This is a genomic window from Pseudomonas sp. UBA6699 (genome assembly GCF_002454615.1).
GTDB lineage: Bacteria > Pseudomonadota > Gammaproteobacteria > Pseudomonadales > Pseudomonadaceae > Aquipseudomonas > Aquipseudomonas juntendi.
Map to the genome: position 1 here is coordinate 38,743 of NZ_DKJF01000076.1, position 22,401 is coordinate 61,143.

General features: G+C 65.7%; 20 protein-coding genes and 1 riboswitch. Of the genes, 6 read left to right on the forward strand and 14 right to left on the reverse strand.

The features are described 5' to 3' along the window. Window positions 1–19: 19 nt before the first annotated feature. Genes mdcH through mdcA form a run of 7 tightly spaced genes read right to left on the reverse strand, consistent with a single transcriptional unit; the run spans window position 20 to window position 6,049 of the window. A complete protein-coding gene (mdcH, locus tag B3361_RS14465) occupies window positions 20–940 on the reverse strand; it encodes a malonate decarboxylase subunit epsilon (protein ID WP_054904750.1) in 921 nt (306 codons plus the stop codon). After that, window positions 937–1,551 carry a malonate decarboxylase holo-ACP synthase gene (locus tag B3361_RS14470; RefSeq protein WP_054904751.1) on the reverse strand — a complete coding sequence of 205 codons (615 nt, stop codon included), beginning with the start codon at window positions 1,549–1,551 and terminating at the stop codon, window positions 937–939. The genes mdcH and B3361_RS14470 overlap by 4 nt, the downstream gene beginning before the upstream one ends. Window position 1,552: 1 nt before the next feature. Further along, on the reverse strand, window positions 1,553–2,344 hold the full coding sequence (gene mdcE, locus B3361_RS14475; RefSeq protein WP_054904752.1) for a biotin-independent malonate decarboxylase subunit gamma: 792 nt from the start codon (window positions 2,342–2,344) through the stop codon (window positions 1,553–1,555). Then, window positions 2,341–3,189, reverse strand: a complete 849-nt coding sequence (locus B3361_RS14480; RefSeq protein WP_054904753.1) for a biotin-independent malonate decarboxylase subunit beta — start codon at window positions 3,187–3,189, stop codon at window positions 2,341–2,343. Before B3361_RS14480 ends, mdcE begins: the two co-directional genes overlap by 4 nt. Continuing rightward, window positions 3,182–3,481 (reverse strand): malonate decarboxylase subunit delta, encoded by a 300-nt coding sequence (locus B3361_RS14485; protein WP_009686716.1) that lies wholly within the window; start codon window positions 3,479–3,481, stop codon window positions 3,182–3,184. Before B3361_RS14485 ends, B3361_RS14480 begins: the two co-directional genes overlap by 8 nt. Window position 3,482: 1 nt before the next feature. Then, window positions 3,483–4,388, reverse strand: coding sequence for a triphosphoribosyl-dephospho-CoA synthase (locus B3361_RS14490; RefSeq protein WP_054904754.1), 906 nt, complete (start codon window positions 4,386–4,388; stop codon window positions 3,483–3,485). Then, window positions 4,388–6,049, reverse strand: a complete 1,662-nt coding sequence (mdcA, locus tag B3361_RS14495; protein WP_054904755.1) for a malonate decarboxylase subunit alpha — start codon at window positions 6,047–6,049, stop codon at window positions 4,388–4,390. Before mdcA ends, B3361_RS14490 begins: the two co-directional genes overlap by 1 nt. 329 nt (window positions 6,050–6,378) lie before the next feature. Here mdcA and B3361_RS14500 point away from each other — a divergent pair, with 329 nt between their 5' ends. Both B3361_RS14500 and B3361_RS14505 read left to right on the forward strand, forming a co-directional pair. After that, window positions 6,379–7,449 (forward strand): enoyl-CoA hydratase/isomerase family protein, encoded by a 1,071-nt coding sequence (locus B3361_RS14500; RefSeq protein ID WP_054904756.1) that lies wholly within the window; start codon window positions 6,379–6,381, stop codon window positions 7,447–7,449. Between the two features lie 16 nt (window positions 7,450–7,465). After that, window positions 7,466–8,617 (forward strand): acyl-CoA dehydrogenase family protein, encoded by a 1,152-nt coding sequence (locus tag B3361_RS14505; protein ID WP_029887231.1) that lies wholly within the window; start codon window positions 7,466–7,468, stop codon window positions 8,615–8,617. Window positions 8,618–8,656: 39 nt separating this feature from the next. On the opposite strand, the gene B3361_RS14510 is transcribed toward B3361_RS14505, so the two are convergent. Then, window positions 8,657–9,589 carry a LysR family transcriptional regulator gene (locus tag B3361_RS14510; RefSeq protein WP_029887230.1) on the reverse strand — a complete coding sequence of 311 codons (933 nt, stop codon included), beginning with the start codon at window positions 9,587–9,589 and terminating at the stop codon, window positions 8,657–8,659. Between the two features lie 124 nt (window positions 9,590–9,713). On the opposite strand from B3361_RS14510, the gene B3361_RS14515 reads away from it, so the two are divergent. Further along, window positions 9,714–9,974: a DUF2790 domain-containing protein gene (locus B3361_RS14515; RefSeq protein ID WP_286920264.1), complete on the forward strand. Its 261-nt coding sequence runs from the start codon at window positions 9,714–9,716 to the stop codon at window positions 9,972–9,974. A gap of 31 nt (window positions 9,975–10,005) precedes the next feature. Here B3361_RS14515 and B3361_RS14520 read toward each other — a convergent pair whose 3' ends face one another. Next, window positions 10,006–10,668 (reverse strand): tRNA (adenine(22)-N(1))-methyltransferase, encoded by a 663-nt coding sequence (locus tag B3361_RS14520; protein WP_154211025.1) that lies wholly within the window; start codon window positions 10,666–10,668, stop codon window positions 10,006–10,008. 136 nt (window positions 10,669–10,804) lie between these two features. On the opposite strand from B3361_RS14520, the gene B3361_RS14525 reads away from it, so the two are divergent. Continuing rightward, complete coding sequence (locus tag B3361_RS14525) at window positions 10,805–11,185, forward strand: RidA family protein (RefSeq protein ID WP_054904758.1); 381 nt, start codon at window positions 10,805–10,807, stop codon at window positions 11,183–11,185. A gap of 123 nt (window positions 11,186–11,308) precedes the next feature. Then, window positions 11,309–13,309, forward strand: coding sequence for a peptidase U32 family protein (locus B3361_RS14530; RefSeq protein WP_054904759.1), 2,001 nt, complete (start codon window positions 11,309–11,311; stop codon window positions 13,307–13,309). Between the two features lie 47 nt (window positions 13,310–13,356). On the opposite strand, the gene B3361_RS14535 is transcribed toward B3361_RS14530, so the two are convergent. After that, window positions 13,357–14,682, reverse strand: coding sequence for a sigma-54 dependent transcriptional regulator (locus tag B3361_RS14535; protein ID WP_054904760.1), 1,326 nt, complete (start codon window positions 14,680–14,682; stop codon window positions 13,357–13,359). A 340-nt stretch (window positions 14,683–15,022) separates the two neighbouring features. Between B3361_RS14535 and B3361_RS14540 the strand changes: the two genes are divergently transcribed. Next, window positions 15,023–15,289 carry a hypothetical protein gene (locus B3361_RS14540; protein WP_009686703.1) on the forward strand — a complete coding sequence of 89 codons (267 nt, stop codon included), beginning with the start codon at window positions 15,023–15,025 and terminating at the stop codon, window positions 15,287–15,289. Between the two features lie 106 nt (window positions 15,290–15,395). Here B3361_RS14540 and B3361_RS14545 read toward each other — a convergent pair whose 3' ends face one another. The 4 genes from B3361_RS14545 to cobW form a co-directional block, all read right to left on the reverse strand. Then, window positions 15,396–15,974, reverse strand: a complete 579-nt coding sequence (locus B3361_RS14545) for a vWA domain-containing protein (protein WP_054904769.1) — start codon at window positions 15,972–15,974, stop codon at window positions 15,396–15,398. A gap of 89 nt (window positions 15,975–16,063) precedes the next feature. After that, entirely contained in the window at window positions 16,064–17,074 is a 1,011-nt protein-coding gene (locus B3361_RS14550) for an ATP-binding protein (RefSeq protein WP_054904761.1), read from the reverse strand. Window position 17,075: 1 nt separating this feature from the next. Continuing rightward, window positions 17,076–20,837 (reverse strand): cobaltochelatase subunit CobN, encoded by a 3,762-nt coding sequence (gene cobN, locus B3361_RS14555; RefSeq protein WP_054904762.1) that lies wholly within the window; start codon window positions 20,835–20,837, stop codon window positions 17,076–17,078. Between the two features lie 3 nt (window positions 20,838–20,840). Then, on the reverse strand, window positions 20,841–21,908 hold the full coding sequence (gene cobW / locus B3361_RS14560) for a cobalamin biosynthesis protein CobW (protein ID WP_054904763.1): 1,068 nt from the start codon (window positions 21,906–21,908) through the stop codon (window positions 20,841–20,843). A gap of 100 nt (window positions 21,909–22,008) precedes the next feature. After that, a riboswitch (cobalamin riboswitch) is annotated at window positions 22,009–22,221 on the reverse strand. Window positions 22,222–22,401: the final 180 nt, after the last annotated feature.

Consider the following 22,401-nt stretch of genomic DNA (forward strand, 5'->3'; position numbering starts at 1 on the left):
GCCGGCGCGATGCCCGCCATCATCGCCGGTCCGCCACCTCCTGGCGCAGCAGCGCATCCAGGCTGTCCCATCGGGTGCCTTCCACCGCCAGCACCCTGCCCTGTTCGAACACCGGCCGGGCCAGGCCGCTGAGCGTGCTGCCAGGCGGCATTTCCAGGTGCAGGCGCACGCCGCGTTCATAGGCATTGCGCAACGCCGCCCGCCAGTCCACCCGGCGCGCCATGTTGCCGGCCAGATCGTCACGCAGGCGCTGCGGGTCGACTATCACCCGTGCGCTGCTGCCACTGAGGTAAGTGATACGTGGCCGCTGCAGTTCGACCGCAGCGAAGGCCGCAGCCAGCTCGGCTGCCGGGCCAGCCAGCAACGGGCAATGCGATGGCACGCTGACTGCCAGCCGGCGCGCGATGCCCCTGCCCAGGCTGCGCGCGCGGGCCGCCACCGCCGCCATCGCCGTTTCGCTGCCGGCAATGACGATCTGCTGCTCGCTGTTGAGGTTGGCGACATACACTTCGCCACCCACCTCGCCGAGCAAGCGCTCGACACTGGCCAGCTCCAGGCCACTGAGCGCAGTCATGCCATAGCCGCGCGGATAGGCCCGTTGCATCAGTTCGCCGCGCAGGGCAACCAGGCGCACAGCGTCGGCAAAGCCCAAAGCACCGGCCACCACTGCCGCCGGATAGGCGCCGACCGACAAGCCCGCCACGCAATCCGGCCCTGGGCTGCGCTGCATCAACCAGCGCGCCCAGGCCACGCCACTGAGCAGCAGGCACAGCTGCACGGCGCGGGTCGACTGCAGGGCGTGCTCGCTGTCCAACGCCAGTGCGGCCTGGCCAAGGGCATCGCTGGCCTCCTCCAGCACCGGCGCGCTGCCTTCGGGCAGGCGCTGCAACATGCCCACCTGCTGGGCACCCTGGCCCGGGAACGCGAACAGAGTGCTCATGGGGCACGCTCCCGTACAGCCCACGGGTCTTCGCACAGGCAAGGCCCCACGGGCGACTTGAGCAACACACGCTGGGCGAAACCGGCCCACTCACGCAACGCCACAGCCCCGGCCGGGGTTTCCAACTGCGCATCGATACGGCATGGCGCGGCGGCCAGCGTCGCCAACAGCGTGCGGGCCTGCGCGCGCGCCAGCGGTTGCGGCGTGCGTACCAGTATGTCCAGGTCGCTGTCGGCGTGCAGCACGTCGATACCCGTTGCAATCTGGTAACCCACGCCACCTGTCGGCCCCCAGGCCAGGCCGCAGGCATCGAGCATTGGCGCTATCGAGGCCAGGGCCTGCTGTGCTGGCCAGGCGCACTGTGTAGGCCGCTGCAAGGCTTCAGGGGCCTGCTGGCGTTGAATGTCGGCAACCCGCATCACAGCAGCCAGGCGCTGCGCGCGCCCTTGGCCACGCACGCCAACGGCGACCCAGCCGGCGTCACACACCGCGCGGCGCACGACCACCGGCTGGCCGCCGGCCAACACTTCCCGTGCCCACTGCGGCGCGTCAGCCGGCAAGGCCGAAGTCGGCATGCCCCACAGCAGGTCATGGGGGCGTGGCGCGTTCATCTCAGGCACCCTGCCATTGGCGGCGCAGTTGCTCACGCACTTGCCGCGAGGCACTGCGGTGTTCGCCCGCCAGCCGCGACGACAGGTCGGTCGAGCTGCCAATATCCCGGACCGCGTCGGCAAGGCAGGCACGCACCCGGGCAATGTCGGCGCTGCCAGGCGCTTCGGCGTTGGCCACCGTCAACCGACGCCACAGCAGGCCCAGTGACGCATAGCTGGCCAGGTCATAGGCCATGGGCGGCACCTTGGCGGCCAACGCTTCCAGTTGCTCGACACTGCGCAGGGTAATCCGCGCGGCTGCCGCCTTGCCCATGGCATGCACCATTACCCCGGCATCGTCTAGGGCGATCAGGCGCTGGGCCTGGTAGCCGTGGGCAAGAAAAGCGCCAGACATGGCCTTGCCGACCAGCAGCCCGATTACCGGGTGACCGGCCAGCCGGGCCTGGGCGTAAGCCTGCACAGCGCCAGCCAAGGCCTGATGGATACCCAAGGCCTCCTCACGGCGGCCGTAGGCCTGGCTGGGCACATCGATCACCGCGACAATTGCGCGCTTGTGCCCCTGGCTGTCAGCGTCGACCGCGTCGCTCACGGCCTTGGCCAGGCCCCAACCCTCCAGCAGGCCGACTTCGCCCCCGCGGGCGCGGGGGAACGGATTGGCGGGATCGGGGACCACGGCGATAAAGCGCGCCAGGCGGTTGTCCAGTTCGCCATCGATAACCTGCAACGACGCCGGGTAGCCCGGCAAGGGTTGGCCGCCCGCCAGGCCCGGCAACCAGTTCATGGCACGGTTCATTGGGCTTCTCCTTGGTAAAGGGCACGCACAGCGGCAGCGTCCAGTTGCGGGCACTCGGCGCCCAGCCGGGCCAGGCGCTCGAGGAACCAGGCGTGTTGCCGGGCGCGGTCAGCGCCAGGCGAGTCGAGCAGTTGCAGCAGGCAGTCGCGCAGCGCCTGGATGTCATCGGCCACATAGCCATCGACCAGCCCGCTGGCATGGCGCTGTTCGCCGCCGCTCAGGCTCCAGATGAACGGCCGGTCCTTGGCGTCATACTCGGCAATGCCGGCTTCCTGTTCGATGACCTGAGGCCCGTTCAGGCCCAGGCGGGCCTCGCGGGTGACCAGTAACTGGCTGCACAAGCCAGCGGCGATCGACATGCCGCCGAAGCACCCGACGGAACCTGCAATCAGCCCGATTACCGGCTGCCAGGCCCGCAGTTCGACAATCGCCGCCTGGATTTCGGCAATCGCTGCCAGGCCAAGGTTGGCTTCCTGCAACCGCACACCGCCGGTTTCCAGCAGCAGCACTGCACACGTGGGGATGCCATTGCGGTTGTCTTCGATGGCCAGCTCCAACGCCCCGGCAATCTTGGCGCCGCCCACCTCGCCCATGCTGCCGCCCTGGAAGCCGCCCTCGATAGCGGCGACCACCGCATTGCGCTCGTTCAGCGTGCCTTTGGCGATGACCACGCCGTCGTCAGCCTGCGGCACGATGCCCTGCAAGGGCAGCCAAGGCGACATCAGCCGGTCGAAGGGGCCGAGCAGCTCGCGGAAACTGCCCGGGTCGAGCACGGCGCGGGCGCGCTGCCGGGCACCCAGTTCTACGAAGCTGCGGCTGCGCAGCAGGCGTGCGGTGTCAGTCATGGGCGATCTCCTCGAAGCCTTGTTCCAGGCGCAGGCGGACCACCCCCGGGGTGGCGCCGAAGTCATGAATGTCGATGTTCACGGCCGGCCAGGCGCGGCCCTCGAACAGGCGCTGGAACAGTTGCGCCCAGCGCGCGGCGCTGCCATCGACCGAAGTCACCACCTGGATCTGCAGGTGGCCGGCGGTGCCGGGTTCGATCAGTACTTCAAGGTCGCCGGAGCTGACACAGCCCACCAGCGTGCGGCCACGCCCTGGTTCGGCGGCGGGGAAATCGAAGGTCAGGGTTTCCATGTCACAGGCTCCCGGCTTTGTCGAGGAACAGGCAGGCGGCCAGTAGGTCGGCGGCGCCGCCCGGTGAGGCGTTCAGTTGCAGCAGTTGCTGGTCCAGCGCACGCAGGTGGCGGCGCCCGGCCAGGGTGGCACTGCCCCCGGCACCCAGTACCGCGCGGGCGCCCTGCTGCACGGCGGCCAGCCCGGCAGGGCCGCTGCGCCACAGCACACAGGTATCGCTGAGCACGGCCATGATGGCGAGCAAGGCATCGAGCCGGGCGTTGGCCTCACTGGCACCGCTGGCACGGCTGCGTTGCAGGTGTGGCAAGCCGTGGCCGATAACCGCAGGGAAGCCTTGTTGCGCCTGTTCGCGGGCACCGCTGCGGCCATAGCGCTGGCGCACCTGCAGGCCATGGCTGTGCTGCTGCGGCATGCCCGGGTCGTCGAACAGGGCGATGCGCCCGGCCCGCGCGGCCACCGTGCTGGCGCTGGCATCGGGGTCGAGCGCCTTGGCGGCGACCAGCAGGCCCAGGGCCCAGATAGCGCCGCGGTGGGTGTTGACCCCATGGGTCGCGGCCAGCATCGCGGCTTCGCCTTCACGGCCGAGCTGGCCCAAGCTGGCGCGCAGGGGTTGGCCGATGGTGCCAATGGTTTGCGCGGCTGCGGCCATGTTGCGCAGGCAGGGCCACAGGGCCAGGGCCGAGGCGTGCATCAGGGCCAGGGTCATGTCGGTGTGAGCGCCGTTGCTGCGGCGGTCGACCAGGCCGGGTTTGGGGGACAGCTCGGCTTCGTCGATCAGGGCTTCCACGGCCAGGTCGGCCAAGTGGTCTGGCAGTTGAATCCGGGTTGTGTGGGCTGGCCTCTTCGCGGGTAACCCCGCGCCCACAGGGACCGCAACAGGTTCAAGGCGCAAGTCGCGTGCTTTCATCACCAGCTCCTGAACCGTGCCGGCGGGTTGTACAGGCCGCCGGACCATTCAACCAGGTCGGCAACGCTGCGCGCTGCCAGCAGCTCGCGGCTGGCGTCGGTGCGGCGGATGCCCAGGTCTTCGGGCAATGCGACCAGGCCTTGCTGGCGCAGGCGCGCAGTGTCTTTCGGGTCATGCCGCAGGCCGATGGCGGTAACCCCGGCCACAGCGGCAATCATCTGCTGGCGCTCTTCCAGGCTGCGGGCCTTGTACAGGTAGGCAATGCCCTCTTCGGTCAACAGGTGGGTAACGTCGTCACCGTAGATCATCACCGGGGCCAGCGGCATGCCGGCCTTTTTCGCCACGGCCACCGCATCGAGGGTTTCCACGAAGGTCGGTTTGCCGCCTTCCTGGTAGGTTTCGACCATCTGCACCACCAGCTTGCGGCCGCGCTCCAGCAGGGTTTGCGGCACGGTCATGTCGAGCCAGGCCGGCGTTGCATGGCGCCGGCCCCGGGGGTCGTGGCCCATGTTCGGCGCCCCGCCAAAGCCGGCCAGGCGGCCGCGGGTCACTGTCGACGAATGGCCATCGCCGTCTACCTGCAGGGTCGCGCCAATGAACAGGTCCACGGCGTACTGCCCGGCCAGCTGGCACATCATGCGGTTGGAGCGCAGTGAACCGTCACGGCCGGTGAAGAACACATCGGGCCGCTGGGCGATGTAGTCCTCCATGCCCAGCTCGGTGCCAAAGCAATGCACGCTTTGCACCCAACCGCTTTCGATAGCCGGGATCAGCGTAGGGTGCGGGTTGAGGGTCCAGTTGCGGCAGATCTTGCCCTTGAGCCCCAGCGACTCGCCGTAGGTGGGCAGGATCAGCTCGATGGCAGCGGTATTGAAGCCGATGCCATGGTTCAACGACTGCACCTGGTGTTTTTCGTAGATGCCGCGAATGGCCATCATCGCCATCAGCACATGCACCGGCTTGATATGACGTGGGTCGCGGGTGAACAGTGGTTCGATGTAGAAAGGCTGGTCGGCAACCACCACGAAATCGACCCATGACGCCGGGATATCGACCCGCGGCAGGTCATCCACACGGTCGACCAGGTGGTTGACCTGGGCGATGACGATACCGTCGCTGAACGCGGCCGGCTCCACCAGCGCCGGGGTGTCTTCGGTGCTGGGCCCGGTGTACAGGTTGCCTTCACGGTCGGCCATGAAGCCTGCCACCAGGGCCACGTTGGGGATCAGATCGACCAGCAGCCGCGAGTACAACTCGATATAAGTGTGGATCGCGCCGACTTCGAGCAAGCCGTCTTCAAGCAACTGGCCAATGCGCAGGCTTTGTGGCCCCGCGAAGGAAAAATCCAGCTTGCGGGCGATGCCGCGCTCGAACAAGTCCAGGTGCTCTGCACGGCTGACGCTGGGCATGATCATGTGCAGGTCGTGCAGGCGCCCAGGGTCGACCTTGGCCAGCGAACGCGAGAGGAAGTCGGCCTGCTTCTGGTTGTTGCCTTCCAGCACCACGCGGTCGCCGGGGGCCAGCAACAGTTCCAATGCTTCGACGATACGCTCGCTGGGCAGCACCGCACCGTCGGCAAGGTGCCGGACCTGATCGAGGCGGCGTTGCTTTTCGGCACGCCGTCGCGACCATTGCGGCGGTGGATTCTGTGTTGTTGTCATGGTGACTCCACGGGTTCGCTGTCGTGGGGTCACCTTAGGGCGGGGGCCAGCCGGGCATCAATCAAGCTCGGCGCTGGATCGTTACGCTAAGGTTAATGATCGTGATTCTGGTGGACCAAAACACCAAGAACATCGGCGCCCATCCACCAAGCCAATCCGGTAAACCTCAAACCTTGCTAGAGTGGCAACACTGCCAGGCACGCAAAAATGCAGATTCCCCCTGCAGATTTGTCGATTGTACAAGGCAAATTCGCATGCAAGGATCGCCAGATCCTCCAGCGAAATCCAGACTTCACTTGGAAAATCAATAACAAAGCAGGGAGAAGGCAATGACTGCGCACGCTTACACCTCGGCCACCGACCATGTACTGGCCGAGGTCCGCAACCAGGTCGGCCACCTGACACTGAACCGCCCCGCCGGCCTCAATGCCCTTACCCTGGACATGGTCCGTAGCCTGCGCCATTACCTGGAACAGTGGGCTCGGGACCCGCACGTACGGGCGGTGGTGCTGCGCGGTGCAGGCCCCAAGGGTTTTTGCGCCGGTGGCGATATCCGTTCGCTGCACGACAGCTTCAAGGCCGGCGATACGCTGCATGAGACCTTTTTCGTCGAGGAGTATGCCCTCGACCTGGCCATCCACCGTTACCGCAAACCGGTGCTGGTGCTGATGGACGGCTTCACCCTCGGCGGTGGCATGGGCCTGGCTCAGGGCTGCGACCTGCGTGTGGTGACCGAGCGCAGCCGCCTGGGTATGCCCGAAGTCGGCATTGGCTATTTTCCCGACGTGGGCGGCAGTTATTTTCTGTCGCGCCTCCCTGGCGAGCTGGGCATCTACCTGGGTGTGAGCGGCGCACAGGTGCAGGCCGCCGATGCGCTGTATTGCGGCCTGGCCGACTGGTACCTGGCCAGCGACCAGCTCGCCGCCCTGGATCAGGGCCTGGACCAGCTGAGTTTCGGCGACCACCCGCTCAAAGACCTGCAGGGCCTGCTGGCCAGGCTCGGTAGCCAGGTGCTGGAGGATGCCCCGCTGGAAAAACTGCGCCCGGTCATCGACCACTTTTTCGCCCTGCCCGACCTGCCGGCCATCGTCGAGCAATTGCGCACAGTCAGCATTGGCGACAGCCACGCCTGGGCCATGGCCACTGCCGATCAGCTGGAAAGCCGCTCACCGCTGGCCATGGCGGTTACGCTGGAGATGCTGCGCCGGGGCCGCCAACGGGACCTGGAGGCGTGCTTTGCCATGGAGCTGCACCTGGACCGCCAGTGGTTCCAGCATGGCGATATCATCGAAGGCGTACGCGCCCTGATCATCGACAAGGACAAGCAACCGCGCTGGAACCCACCCACCCTGGCTGCACTGCAACGCCAGCGGGTCGACCAATTCTTCGAAGGCCTGTGAGCCCGGGAGTACACCGATGCAAGACCTGGAACTGAGCGAAGAACAGATCATGATCCGCGACATGGCGCGCGATTTTGCCCGTGGCGAAATCGCCCCGCACGCCCAGGCCTGGGAAAAGGCCGGCTGGATCGACGACGACGTGGTACGCAAGATGGGCGAACTGGGCCTGCTGGGCATGGTCGTGCCCGAAGATTTTGGCGGCAGCTACACCGACTACGTCGCCTATGCCCTGGCGGTAGAGGAAATTTCCGCCGGTTGTGGCGCCACCGGGGCGATGATGAGCATTCACAACTCCGTGGGTTGCGGCCCGCTGCTGGCATATGGCACGGCCGACCAACAGCAGCAATGGCTGCCGCGCCTGGCCACGGGTGAAGTGATCGGCTGCTTCTGCCTGACCGAGCCGCAAGCCGGCTCCGAGGCGCATAACCTGCGGACCCGCGCAGAGTTGGTAGACGGCCAATGGGTAATCAATGGCGCCAAGCAGTTCGTCAGCAATGCCCGGCGTGCCGGCCTGGCGATCGTGTTTGCGGTAACCGACCCGGACCTGGGCAAGAAGGGCCTGTCGGCCTTTCTGGTGCCTACCGACAACCCGGGCTTCAAAGTCGACCGCAGCGAACACAAGATGGGCATCCGCGCCTCTGATACCTGCGCGGTCACGTTCGACAACTGCCGTGTACCGGCCGCCAACCTGCTGGGTGAGCGCGGCAAGGGCCTGGCCATCGCCTTGTCCAACCTTGAAGGGGGCCGGATCGGTATCGCCGCGCAAGCGCTGGGCATCGCCCGTGCGGCGTTCGAAGCAGCGCTGGGTTATTCACGGGACCGTGTGCAATTCGGCAAGCCGATCAACGAGCACCAGAGCATCGCCAACCTGTTGGCCGACATGCAGGTGCAAGTAAACGCCGCGCGGCTGCTGATTTTGCATGCTGCGCGCCTGCGCAGCGCCGGCAGGCCGTGCCTGTCAGAGGCATCCCAGGCCAAGCTGTTCGCCTCGGAAATGGCCGAACGGGTGTGCTCGATGGCGATCCAGGTACATGGCGGCTACGGCTACCTGGAAGACTACCCGGTAGAGCGTTACTACCGCGATGCCCGGATCACCCAGATCTACGAAGGCTCGAGCGAAATCCAGCGCATGCTGATTGCGCGGGAGCTGAAGCACTACACGCTTTAGTAGGTCGACGACCGAGCCCTGGCGCCAGGCTCTGCCCACCTAGCGCCAGTAGCGAGCGTCGTCCACCAGCTCGGCGTGCCTTTCGAACAGCGCTGGCAACTGCTCCTTGAGGTAGTCGATCCAGGTACGCACCTTGGCATCCAGGTAGTGCCGTGACGGGTAAATTGCATACAGCGCACTCTCGCGCAGCCGATACGGCGCCAACAGGCGGCACAGCCGTCCCTGCCCGATCGCCTGGCTGGCGGTGTAGAACGGCAACAGGCCTATGCCCATGCCCAACTCGCTGGCCACCAGCATGGCATCGGCAACATTGGTGGAGAAACCGTCCTTCGGTACGATCACACACTGGTCGACCCCTTGCGGGAACACCCAGTCACCTTCGTACAGGGGGTACGACATGCGCAGGCAACGATGGCCGTGCAAGTCTTCGGGGCTTTCCGGTACGCCATTGGCTTCCAGGTAGGCCGGGGCCGCGCAGGGGATACTGAAGATATTGCCCAGCGGCACCGCGATCAGCTGCGAATCGGGCAACGCGCCGTCAACGGTAATCACCACATCATGCCCTTCGGCCAGCGGGTCGGGGTTGCGCTGTGACAGGGTCAACTCGATCACCACCTCCGGGCACAACGCGTTGTAGCCGGCCACCAGCGGCATCAGCAACAGCCCCAGGCCATGGGGACAGTGCAGACGTAACCGCCCACGCGGCGTCAGGTGCGCACCACGGGCCTCGCCCACCGCTTCTTCGGTCAGCAGCATGATCTGCCGCGCCCGCTCGAGAAACCGCTCGCCGGCCTCGCTCATGCGCAAGCGCCGGGTGGTGCGGTGCAACAGGCGGGTCTGCAACTGGTTTTCCAGCTCCGCCACGATGCGCGAAACCTGTGCCGCAGAGATGTCCAGGGCGTTGGCGGCCGCCGCGAAGCTGCCGCATTCCACCACACGGGCGAAGGTACGCATGGCATGCAGCATGTCCATGAAAGTGAGCTCCTTACTGGGTGTTATTGTTACGTTAAAGGCAGGAATCTATCACAACTTAGCCCATTTATTGTGTAAGGCCTTTGAATACATCATTAGTCATACATTGTAAAAGGAGCCAGCCATGAAACCCTCCCTCGCTATAATCGCCATTTTCGCTGCCATGGCTTCGTGCGCATCCCTCGCCGCCACGGGCAACGATCAGCCAGCCAGTAGCAACTATGCATACGGCATGTACCTGGATGTGGCCAAAGTGATTTCCATCACCCCGCCCAGCAACGTCGGCGACTGCCAGATCGGCACCGCTCACATGGTGTACCTCGACCACCATGACCAGAAGCACGAAATCAGTTACCGCGAGATGAGCAACTGCCCGCAACAGTGACTCAGGCCAGCAGCTGCGTTATCCAGCCTACCTACTGGTTGAAGTCGTCTATCTTCGCTTGCGGCACTGCGCCCCGGGCCCGCTGGAAATTGGCCAGGGTGTGCTGCTTCTGGCGCAGCATGCGCTGCCATTTACCCAGGAACGCCGCGCTTTTTTCCTGCATCAGCAACGGCCCGAAGTACAGCTGTTGAGCGGTGTACACCGCCCTGCCCGGCTCGGCAACGATGATCTCGTAGTCGAAGCGGTTTTCCCGCAGCAGTTCCTCGTGGACGATCCGGTAGCCATTGCCGGCCAGCCACTGGCGTAGTTCGCGCTCACCGCCGTTGGGCTGCAGTACCAGGCGGGTGACGCCGGCCAAGCGCTGCGGGCCTGCCTGCAGGATGGCGCACATGGTGTCGCCGCCCATGCCGCACAGGCTGACCACCGTGATACGGTCCTGTGGCTCGATGGCTGCCAAGCCATCGGCCAGGCGCACGGCCACAGAGGCCTCCAGGCCGTTGCGGCTCACCGTGCGTTGGGCCGAGGCGAACGGCACCTGCGCCACCTCACCGGCCACCCCGGCCTCGATCACCCCGCGCAGCATCAACGCCACCGGCAGGAAGCCGTGGTCCGAGCCAATGTCGGCCAGGCGCGCGCCCTGCGGCACATAGGCAGCCACGCGCTCCAGGCGCCGGGACAAAGTCTGTTCGTTCAACGTAAACCTCTGGTCTGGCAATCGGCCGCGATTCTGCCGGTGAACGCCGCGCTTTACAAACGCCGGGGTGCGCTCGACCGGTGCGTTGCGCTCGCGTAGGCTTGCCGTTTCCTTCCGTTGCAAGGCAAACCACACCATGGCTCAAGCAGACATCATCTATACCCCCGACCCGGACGCCGACTCGATTTCTTCCGACGTCGCCGAGTACAACGGCGTGCTGGTCACCACCCAGATCCCAACCCGTGCCGACGGCAGCCTGGAGCTGGGTGGCATCGTCGCGCAAAGCGAGTGCACCCTGCAGGCCTTGAAAGTGGCGCTGGAAAAAGCCGGCAGCGGTATGGACCGCGTGCTGCACCTGACCATCTACCTGACCGACATGGCCGACCGCGCGCCATTCAACGAAGTGTACCAGCGCTTCTTCAGCAAACCCTGGCCGGTACGTGCCGCCGTTGGCGTGGCCGCCCTGGCGTTCGACGGCATGCGCGTCGAAGTGACGGCGATGGCCGCCAAGCGCTGACCGGCCGTCGTTGCCGCCCCCTCGCACCCTGGCTGCACACCTTCGGGCAGCCCAAGGGTGCCGCCAGCCCGTTTCGCCGCTACAATGCGCGCCTAACCCGTGACAGCCCGAAAATACAACGACATGTCCCTTCCAAAGAACCAGCTGGAACTGCTCAGCCCTGCGCGTGACGTGGCCATCGCCCGTGAGGCGATCCTGCACGGCGCTGATGCCATCTACATCGGCGGCCCAAGCTTCGGCGCGCGCCACAATGCCTGCAACGAAGTCAGCGACATTGCCGAACTGGTCGAGTTCGCCCATCGGTACCATGCGCGCGTGTTCACCACCATCAACACCATCCTCCACGACAACGAGCTGGAGCCGGCGCGCAAGCTGATCCACCAGTTGCATGACGCCGGTGTCGATGCACTGATCGTGCAGGACCTGGGGGTGATGGAGCTGGACATCCCGCCGATCGAGCTGCACGCCAGCACCCAGACCGACATTCGTACCCTGGAGCGGGCGAAATTCCTCGACCAGGCCGGTTTCTCGCAACTGGTGCTGGCCCGCGAGCTGAATTTGCAGCAAATCCGCAGCATCGCCGCCGAAACCGACGCGGCCATCGAGTTCTTCATCCATGGTGCACTGTGCGTGGCATTTTCCGGCCAGTGCAACATCTCCCACGCGCAAACCGGGCGCAGCGCCAACCGTGGCGACTGCTCGCAGGCCTGCCGCCTGCCCTACACCCTGAAGGATGACCAGGGCCGCGTGGTCGCGTTCGAGAAACACCTGCTGTCGATGAAAGACAACAACCAGACCGCCAACCTGGCCGACCTGGTCGATGCCGGCGTGCGCTCGTTCAAGATCGAAGGGCGTTACAAGGACATGGGCTATGTGAAGAACATCACGGCCCACTACCGCAAGGAACTGGACGCCATCCTGGAAGGCCGCCCGCACTATGCCCGCGCTTCCAGCGGGCGCACCGAGCACTTCTTCCTGCCCGACCCGGACAAGACCTTCCACCGCGGCAGCACCGACTACTTCGTCACCGACCGCAAGGTCGATATCGGCGCATTCGACTCGCCAACCTTCACCGGCCTGCCGGTGGGCGTGGTGGAAAAGGTCGGCAAGCGCGACCTGCACGTGGTGACCGACGTGCCGTTGACCAACGGCGACGGCCTGAATGTGCTGGTCAAACGCGAAGTGCTGGGTTTTCGCGCCAACATCGCCGAGCCCCGTGGCGAGTTTGAAGAAGACGGCCAAGCACGCTACCGCTACCGCGTCGAGCCCAATGAAATGCCCGAAGGGTTGCACAAGCTGCGCCCCAACCACCCGTTGTCGCGCAACCTGGACCACAACTGGCAACAGGCCTTGCAGCGCACGTCCTCCGAACGCCGGGTGGGCGTGGAGTGGCACGCGGTGCTGCGCGAGCAACGCCTGCTGCTGACCCTGAGCAGCGAGGAAGGGGTCAGTGTGCAGGTAGCCCTGGAGGGCCCGTTCGGCGTCGCCAACAAGCCCCAGCAGGCACTGGAGCAACTGCACGACCTGCTCGGCCAGCTGGGTACCACTATGTACCACGCCGACCGTATCGAGCTGGACGCCCCGCAGGCGTACTTCATCCCCAACTCGCAGCTCAAGGCCCTGCGCCGCGAGGCCATCGAGGCACTGACCGCCGCGCGGGTACAGGCCCACCCACGCGGCGCGCGCAAGGCCGAGACCACGCCGCCGCCGGTGTACCCTGAGTCGCACCTGTCGTTCCTGGCCAACGTGTACAACCAGAAGGCTCGCGACTTCTACCACCGCCATGGCGTGCAACTGATCGACGCCGCCTACGAGGCCCATGAAGAGCACGGCGAGGTGCCGGTGATGATCACCAAGCACTGCCTGCGTTTCAGCTTCAACCTGTGCCCCAAGCAGGCCAAGGGTGTCACCGGCGTACGCACCAAGGTCGCGCCCATGCAGCTGATTCAGGGCGACGAGGTACTGACGCTGAAATTCGACTGCAAGCCGTGCGAGATGCATGTGATCGGCAAGATGAAGAGCCATATCATCGACCTGCCGACACCGGGCAGCGCGGTTGCACAAGTGGTTGGGCACATCAGCCCCGAAGACCTGCTCAAGACCATCCCGCGCGGACCGCATTGAGGGGTTCGGCCCTGGGTGATGTTCGCCCAGGTGCCGTGGTGTAACGCTCAGCGTATCTGGTGCTTGTGCAACAAGCGGTAGAACGTCGGCCGTGAAACACCCAGCACCTTGGCAGCCATGCTCAGGTTGTCACTGTGCCGGTTGAGCACATCGCACAAGGCCTGGCGCTCGGCGCGGTGCTTGTATTCTTCCAGGGTGCCTAACGGCTGCTGTTCCTGGTCGTGCAACTGCAAGCCCAGGTCCTGCGCCTCGATCTGCCGCCCTTCGGCCAGCACCAGCCCGCGGCGTACGCGGTTGGCCAGCTCGCGAACGTTCCCCGGCCAGTCATGATGGCCCATGGCTGCCAAGGCGTGTTCACTGAAGGAGCGCGGCCGGCGCCCGGTTTCCAGGCTGTAGAAATGGGCAAAATGGTTGGCCAGCATGGACAAATCGCCGTGCCGGTCGCGCAGCGGTGCTGTCACCACCTGCAATACGTTCAGGCGGTAATACAGGTCTTCGCGAAAACGCCCCTGCTCAATGGCCCGTTCCAGGTCCACGTGGGTCGCCGCCAACACCCGCACATCCACCGGTATTGGCTGGCTGCCGCCTACCCGCTCGATGTGCTTCTCCTGCAGAAAGCGCAGCAGGTTGGCCTGCAGTTCCAGCGGCAAGTCGCCAATTTCGTCCAGGAACAAGGTGCCGCCGTGGGCCGCTTCGATACGCCCGACCTTGCGCTGGTGCGCCCCGGTAAAAGCGCCTTTCTCGTGGCCGAACAATTCGGACTGGATCAAATGCTCAGGGATGGCGCCACAGTTGATGGCGATGAACGGCTGATCACTGCGCTGCGACTGGCGGTGCAGCGTGCGCGCCACCAGCTCCTTGCCAGTGCCGCTTTCACCGCGGATGAGCACAGGTGATTCGGTAGGCGCCAGTTTGCCCAGCAGCTTGCGCAGTTCGCGAATCGGCCGGCTGTCACCGAGCAATTCGTCGTTCGCTTCATCGACCTTGACCGCACCCTTGCCGCGCAGGCGCGCCATGCCGAACGCCCGGCCCAGGGTAACCTGCACGCGCGAGACGTCGAACGGCAAGGTGTGGAAGTCGAAAAACCACTCACACACAAAGTCACCGAAGGCTGGCATGCGCAGTTGGTCGGCGCTCAGCACGGCGATCCACTCGGTGTTGCTGCGCTTGATCATGTCCTTGACCGCGTCCGGGTGCCGCAGGTGCGCGGCCTGCAAGCGCAGCAGGCCCACATCGCAGGGGTGGTCCAGTGCAGCGGTGAGCATGCAGCTGTCGACATCCCAGCCGGCGTTGCGCAGGCCCGGCAATAGGCGGTGGCAATCGTCGCAGGGGTCGACGATCAGCAAACGGCGTTGCGCGGCAGGCTGTTGCATGACCGATCCTTGGCGCCATTGTTTGATTTTTTTAAAGTAAAACAGCAAGTTGTGGCGCCCGTTTAACAGTAGCAACGAAGTTGACACTGCCCAGTACCGTCCGTCTGCCGACGCATTTTTTTACAAACGCCCACGGGAATTTTCGCACTTTAACGACATCACATGGCGGCGCAGGGAATAACGGAGATAGCCCTGGCAAAAAATTTATTCGCAATGTGTGACTTGCTACCGCACAGCGAGCATCAGTACACATAACCCCGCGCTGCACTTCGCGCACCTGAGGCGACTTTTAAGCAACGCGGACTTACTTCGCTGTTTGGGACCATAGAGAGACCGAACCATGAATGCCCCGCTCCGTGTCAACGAAGCACTGCTGATTGCCGACCACGCCTTCGAACCCTTCCAGTGCGTAGCCTGGGATGCCCCCAATGGCACTGGTGAACTCAGCCTGGCAGTGATCGACCGGACCAACACCCGCATTGGCGCCAAGCAGGTGTCTTCGCGCATCTACTCCGACCCCGCGCAGTGGGCCAGCCTGATCGAGGAAGTGCGCGCCGAATTGTGCGAAAAAGGTTACGACCTGCAACCTTGGTCGATGCCGAAATAATACCGGCGTTTATAACAAGTGCGTGCAGCGCCACGCACTTGTGCAACTTTCATCGTGCAGGCCTGACAACTTTGTCACTTGCGACATTGTGCCGCAGTGCCCCTCTTCAATACGCCAGCTTAAAGTGGTGCAAGTGCTGATAATCCGCCTGCAATTGCTCGGCCAGGCGCTGGGCACGCCCTAGCCGTACCGGTGCCAGTTCCATGTCCACCAACAGCGTGGCACAAGGCATGGGTTGGACCGTGTTGCTGTGCTGCACGCGCCCATCGGTAAACACCAGGCAGCGCAGCACTTCTTGCGGGTGTGCCCGCTGGCGTGCCTGCAGCCAATGCCGGGCCTGCTCCAGGGCTGCGAACAGTGGCGTGCCCCCGCCAGCCCCCAATGCCTGTAGCCATGGCTGCAAGGCCGCCGACGCCTTGAGGCCATGGCGCTGCCACTGCGGCGTGCGCCCGCTGGCCGTGAGCAGCGCCAGGCGAGCACGCTGGCGATAAGCCTGATCGAACAGTGCTGCCAACACCCCCTTGGTTTGCGCCAGGGCCTGGTGGCGGCGGGTTGAAGCCGAAGCATCGACGATCACCAACCACAGTTCGGCAGGCCTGGCCCGGCGTTGCTGCCAGCACAGGTCCTGGCGCTGGCGTGGGCGCCCCTTGAGCAAGGTCGGCAGCCAGGCGACCCTACCTGTCACCGCGTCGCGTGCGCGCCCCCGGCTGGCACCGTGCTGCTTGCCTGCACCCGCCTTGGCATCCCCCCCTATGGCGTGTGGCTGGGGGGGGCTCAGGGCTTTTTTGCCCAGTTTGGCACCTCGCGACGGGCGCCACTGGCCACCGGCTGCGCGGGCAATGCACCCCAATCGCCCTGCCCGCCTTGTTCACCAGGGTTGCTGCCGGCCGGCTGTTCGGCCTGTTGCGGGGGGGCTGGCGGATTGGCCTGTGGCGCCACCCGGCGGCGATGGCGCAAGGCAAATTCGGCTACGGCCTCCACGTCGGTTTCTTCAATGGCTGCACCACCGCGCCAGGCACAGTGGGCGCGCGCCGCGCGCAGCCAGACCAGGTCGGCGCGCAAGCCATCCACGCCAGCAGCAAAACAGCGCTCGGTGATCCAGGCCAGTGCCTGGTCGTCCAGGGCAATGCCCGCCAGCACTTGGCGCGCCGCCTGGCAGCGCTCGCGCAACTGCGCCTGTGCCTGCGCCCATTGCGCGCAGAAAGCCTGCGGGTCATGGTCGAAGGCCAGGCGCCGACGGATGATCTGCTGCCGGGCCGCAGGTTCGGGCAAACCTTCCAGGGCCACATTAAGGCCGAACCGGTCGAGCAACTGCGGGCGCAGTTCGCCTTCTTCCGGGTTCATGGTGCCGATCAGCACGAAGCGGGCGCTGTGGCGGTGCGAGATGCCGTCGCGCTCGACGCGGTTGGTACCGCTGGCGGCCACGTCAAGCAACAGGTCGACCAGGGTATCTGGAAGCAGGTTGACTTCATCCACATACAGCACGCCGCCATCGGCCTGGGCCAGCACCCCTGGGGAGAACTGAGCCTTGCCCTGGCCAAGCGCGGCGTCGAGGTCCAGGGTACCGACCAACCGTTCCTCACTGGCACCCAGCGGCAGGGTCACGAACGGGCCCTCACCCAGCAGGTCGGCCAGGCCACGGGCCAAGGTGCTCTTGGCCATGCCGCGCGGGCCTTCGATCAGCACGCCGCCGATTTTCGGGTCGATGGCCGTCAGGCACAGGGCCAGCTTCAGGTCCTCGGCACCCACCACGGCCGCCAGCGGAAATTGTACGGGTTCACTCATGTCAAGCCTGTTCCTCGCCGTCGAGCAGTTGCTCCTCAAGCGCTTCGCGGTAGTCACCAGGCGCTTGCCACAGGCCACGTTGCTGGGCCTCAAGCAGGCGCTCGGTAAGGTCACGCAAGGCCTCGGGGTTGTGCTCGCGCATGAAGTCGCGGGTGGCCGGGTCGAGCACATAGGCGTCGGCCAGCCCCTGGTAATGATGGTCGTCGATCAGGTGCGTGGTGGCGTCGAAGGCGAACAGGTTGTCCACCGTCGCCGCCATCTCGAAGGCGCCTTTGTAGCCATGTCGCTTGACCCCATCGATCCACTTGGGGTTCAGCGCACGGGCGCGGATCACCCGGTTCAGCTCTTCTTTCAAGGTGCGGATGCGCGGCCGGTCCACCTGGCTGTGGTCACCGTGGTAACTGGCCACGCCGGCCCCGCCCAGGGTTTCTGAAGCCGCCAGCATGCCACCCTGGAACTGGTAGTAGTCGTTGGAATCGAGCAGGTCGTGCTCGTGGTTGTCCTGGTTTTGCAACACCGCCTGGACCTTGGCCAGGCGCTGGGCGAACTGGGCGCGGGCCGGGGTGCCGTCATCGCTGCCGCCGTAGGCATAGCCGCCATGGTTAAGGTAGACCTCGGCCAGGTCTTCGCGGCTGTGCCACAAGCGGCCGTCGATGGCATTCTGCACCCCGGCACCGTAGGCGCCGGGTTTGGCCCCGAAGACCCGCCAGCCAGCCTGCCGAGCGGCCTGTTCGGCGCTTGTACCCTGGGCCTGCAGCGCAGCGCGCTCGGTGCGTACACGGGCAGCCAAGGGGTTGAGGTCGTCGGGCTCGTCCAGCGCCGCCACCGCTTGCACCGCGGCATCGAACAGGCGGATCAGGTTGCCGAAGGCATCGCGGAAGAACCCGGAAACGCGCAAGGTCACGTCCACCCGTGGGCGGTCGAGCAAACTCAGCGGCAAGATCTCGAAGTCATCGACCCGTTGGCTACCGCTGGCCCACACCGGCCGCACGCCCATCAGCGCCATGGCCTGGGCGATGTCGTCGCCGCCGGTACGCATGGTAGCGGTACCCCACACTGAAAGGCCCAACTGGCGCAGGTGGTCGCCATGGTCCTGCAGGTGGCGTTCAAGAATCAGGTTGGCCGAGGCGAAGCCCAGGCGCCAGGCCGTGGTGGTAGGCAGGTTGCGCACGTCCACGGTATAGAAGTTACGGCCGGTGGGCAGCACATCGAGGCGGCCACGGCTGGGCGCGCCACTGGGCCCCGCCGGCACGAAGCGCCCGGCCAGCGCCGCCAGCAAGCCCTGCATTTCTGCGCTGCCGCAGGCATCCAGGCCCGGCGCCACCTCCATGCACAGGGCTTGCAGGACCGCATGCACGGGGTGCCATGCGGGGCTGTCAGGTAGCTGTGCAGTGCCGGCCAGCGCCTGCTCGATCAGTTGCAGCGCCAATAGCTCCAGGCGCTCCCGTGTATCGCCACAGGTGCGCCATGCCTCGCTGCTTACCGCTTGCAACGGCTCGGGGCGGTCGCCCTGCCACGGCTGGCCGAGTTCGCAATCCAGCGGGTCGAAGCCGGGTACCAGCGCCTTGGCCAAGGTGCGTAGCAGGCTGGCATTGCCGCCTCGGCCGTCGCCGCGCTCGACCCTGAGCAACGCCAGCAGCGTATCCAGCCGCAGGCGCCCGGCAGGCGATTGGCCAAACACATGCAGGCCGTCGCGGATCTGCGACTCCTTGAGGTCGCACAGGTAAGTGTCCAGGCGCGGCAGCCATACGGCAGCATCGTCCAACTGCCCCTCCAGCTGCAGCTCGCGGTCGATATGGTTGGCCTTGACCAGTTCGAGGATGTCGCGCTGCAACTCGCGCGCCCGCCGAGGGTCGAGCAGTTGCGCTTCATAGAACTCGTCGGCCAGTTGCTCCAGGTGGCGCAACGGCCCGTAAGTCTCGGCACGGGTCAGCGGTGGCATGAGGTGGTCGATGATCACCGCCTGGGTACGGCGCTTGGCCTGGGCGCCCTCACCGGGGTCGTTGACGATGAACGGGTAGATGTTCGGCAGCGGGCCGAGCAAGGCGTCCGGCCAGCACTGCGCCGATAGCCCTACGCCCTTGCCTGGTAGCCATTCGAGGTTGCCGTGCTTGCCAACGTGTATCACCGCGTCGGCAGCGAAGGCATGGCGCAGCCAGAAGTGAAACGCCAGGTAACCATGTGGCGGCACCAGGTCGGGGTCGTGGTAGACCGCGCTGGGGTCCACCTGGTAGCCACGTGCCGGCTGGATGCCGACAAAGGTCAGGCCAAACCGCAGGCCGGCGACCATCAGCCGGCCACTGCGGAACATCGGGTCCTGCTGGGGTGGCCCCCACCGTTCCAGCACCGCCTGGCGGTTGGCTTCGGGCAGGCGCGCGAACGCAGCCTGGTAGTCGGCCAGGCTCAAGCTCTGGGCGCAAGGGCGCTGGTCGAGGTGGTCAAGGTCGTTGGTCGCGCCACCGAGCAACTGCTGGATCAGCTGCGTGCCACTGCCCGGCAGGTCGGCCACCGGGTAGCCTTCGGCTTGCAATGCCTTGAGGATGTTCAGGGCCGCAGCGGGCGTATCCAGGCCAACGCCGTTGCCAATACGGCCATCCCGGGTCGGGTAGTTGGCCAGCACCAGGGCCACGCGCTTCTGCCCATTGGGCAGGCGAGCCAGCTCGACCCAACGGCGCGCCAGCTCGGCGACGAAGTCCATGCGTTCGGGGTGGGCGCGGTAGCACACCACGTCCGACTGGCTGCGCTCGCTGCGCCAGGCCATGTCCTTGAAACTGACCGGCCGGGTGATGATGCGCCCGTCCAGCTCGGGCAAGGCAATGTGCATGGCCAGGTCGCGCGCACCCAGGCCCTGTTCGCTGGCTTCCCAGCCGGGCTGGTTGTCCTGCGCGCAAATGGCCTGCAACACCGGGATATCACGGCGGAACGGGCGCAGGTTGGGGCGTTCGGGGCTGGACAGGGCAAAACCGGTGGTGTTGACCAGCACCTCGGCGCCGACCTCGTCCAGCCAGGCTTCGACCTGCTCCAGGCAGGCGCTTTCCTTCAGGCTGGCCACGGCGATCGGCAATGGATTCAGACCGGCCGCCTGCAGGCGCTGGCAGAACACGTCGATGAACGCGGTGTTGGCGGCTTGCAGGTGCGAGCGGTAGAACAGCAGCGGCGCTACCGGGTGTTCGGGGTGCCACTGCGGGTACCAGTCTTCCAGCGCCGCGCTGCCCTTTTGTGGGTGGTACACCGCCGTGCGCGGCAACGGCTGCGGCTCGTCCCAGGCATAGTCGCGGCCCAGCCACTGGCTGGCCAGGCAGTTGAACAGGTTGATGGCGTTGGCCTTGCCGCCTTGGCGCAGGTAGTGCCACAGGCGTTCGGCCTGCGCGCCGGTGACATTGCCCAGGCTGGTCAGTTCCGGGTCCGGGCGGTCGTCGCCCGGCACCAGGATCAGCTGCACGCCACGGGCCGCCAGTTCGACCAGTTGTTCTACGCCATAGCGCCAATAACCAACGCCACCGTGCAGCGACACCAGGATGACCTTGGCATGGCGCAGCACCTGGTCAACGTACAGGTCGACCGAGGCGTGGTTCTGCACCTGCATCGGGTTGGCCAGGCGCAGGCTGGGGAAGCCTGCGGGCAATTGCTCGGCCGTGTCGGCCAGCAACGCCAGGTGAGAATCGCCGCTGCAGAGTATCACCAGTTCGGCGGGTGTCTGGCCAAGGTCGGCGATGCTGTCATCCGGCACAAAGCCGCCGGGCTGGGTCCGCAGCAGGTGCATGGGTCAGGCGCCCAAGGCCTGGCGCAGGCGCGCTTCCAGCTGGGCCGCATCAAGGTCCTGGCCGATCAGCACCAGGCGGGTGATGCGCGGCTCGTCGGCACGCCAGGCACGATCGAAGTGCTTGTCGAAACGGGTACCCACGCCTTGCACCAGCAGGCGCATCGGCTTGCCCGGGATGGCAGCGAAGCCTTTGGCACGCAGGATGCCGAACTCCACCACCAGCTGGGTCAGGGCGTCGAGCAGCAGGCTTTCGTCGGCTTCCGGCAGGTCGATGGAGATGGAGTCGAAGGCGTCGTGGTCATGATCGTCATGATCGTCGCCGTCGTGGTGCGAGTCGTGGTGGGTACGGCGGCCATCGATGTGCGCCTCGGACTCGGCGCCCACGCCCAGCAGCACTTCCAGTGGCAGCTTGCCGCTGCTGGCTTCGACCACTTTCACCGCCGGCGGCAGTTCTTCGGCGACTTCGGCACGCACCTTGGCCAGGCCTTCGGCGTCGATCAAGTCAGCCTTGTTCAATACCACCAGGTCAGCGCTGGCGAGCTGGTCGGCGAACAGCTCGTGCAGGGGCGACTCGTGGTCCAGGTTGGGGTCAAGCTTGCGCTGCGCATCGACCTGGTCCGGGTAGGCGGCAAAGGTGCCGGCAGCCACCGCCGGGCTGTCGACCACGGTGATCACGGCGTCGACGGTGCAAGCGTTGCGGATTTCCGGCCACTGGAAGGCCTGCACCAGCGGTTTGGGCAGGGCCAGGCCGCTAGTCTCGATCAGGATGTGGTCCAGGTCGCCACGGCGTGCCACCAGCTCGCGCATCACCGGGAAGAATTCTTCCTGCACGGTGCAGCACAAGCAGCCGTTGGCCAGCTCGTAAACGCGGCCGGTGGCCTCTTCTTCAGTGCAACCGATGCTGCATTGCTTGAGGATTTCGCCATCGATGCCCAGTTCGCCGAACTCGTTGACGATGACCGCGATGCGGCGGCCCTGGGCGTTGTCGAGCATGTGGCGCAGCAACGTGGTCTTGCCCGAGCCGAGAAAGCCGGTAACGATGGTAACGGGGAGCTTGGCCAGTGTTTTCATGTCGCAGTGCCCTTGGCAGTATGGCGCGGGCATGCAGGACGACAGCCACCGGCCAGGCAGGCCGGGCTTGTTCGCCACCGGATCACCCCGCCCGGTTGAAAGTCGAAAACGTGACGAGGCAGGTCTCCTGGCTTGCACCGTTCCAGTTGCCTGCCACGGCAGCAGTCTGGCGGGATGACGCCTTCCCGCGCGTTGGCGCAGTGGCTGTGTCGATCCGTTGTCGGCGCTTACAGTTGCGGGGGCAGCCGCGGCTTGTACCGCGTTCCCGTCTTAGCTTCGGCCTGGCCGAAGAACCTCGAAGTGGCAAGGCTACGCAGTGGTTGGCGGGTGGTCAACCGTTGGCTCGCCTCGATTCTTTCAGCGCCTGTGAGATCGAGCGCCGCCCGCGCGGCGCATCGCGAGCTGCGGTCGCTGCTTGTATGTTGTGACTGGCCTGGCGGGAGAAGATATTCTCGTCAGGCTGAAGAAGCACTTCCGGGGAGGCCGATCGCTC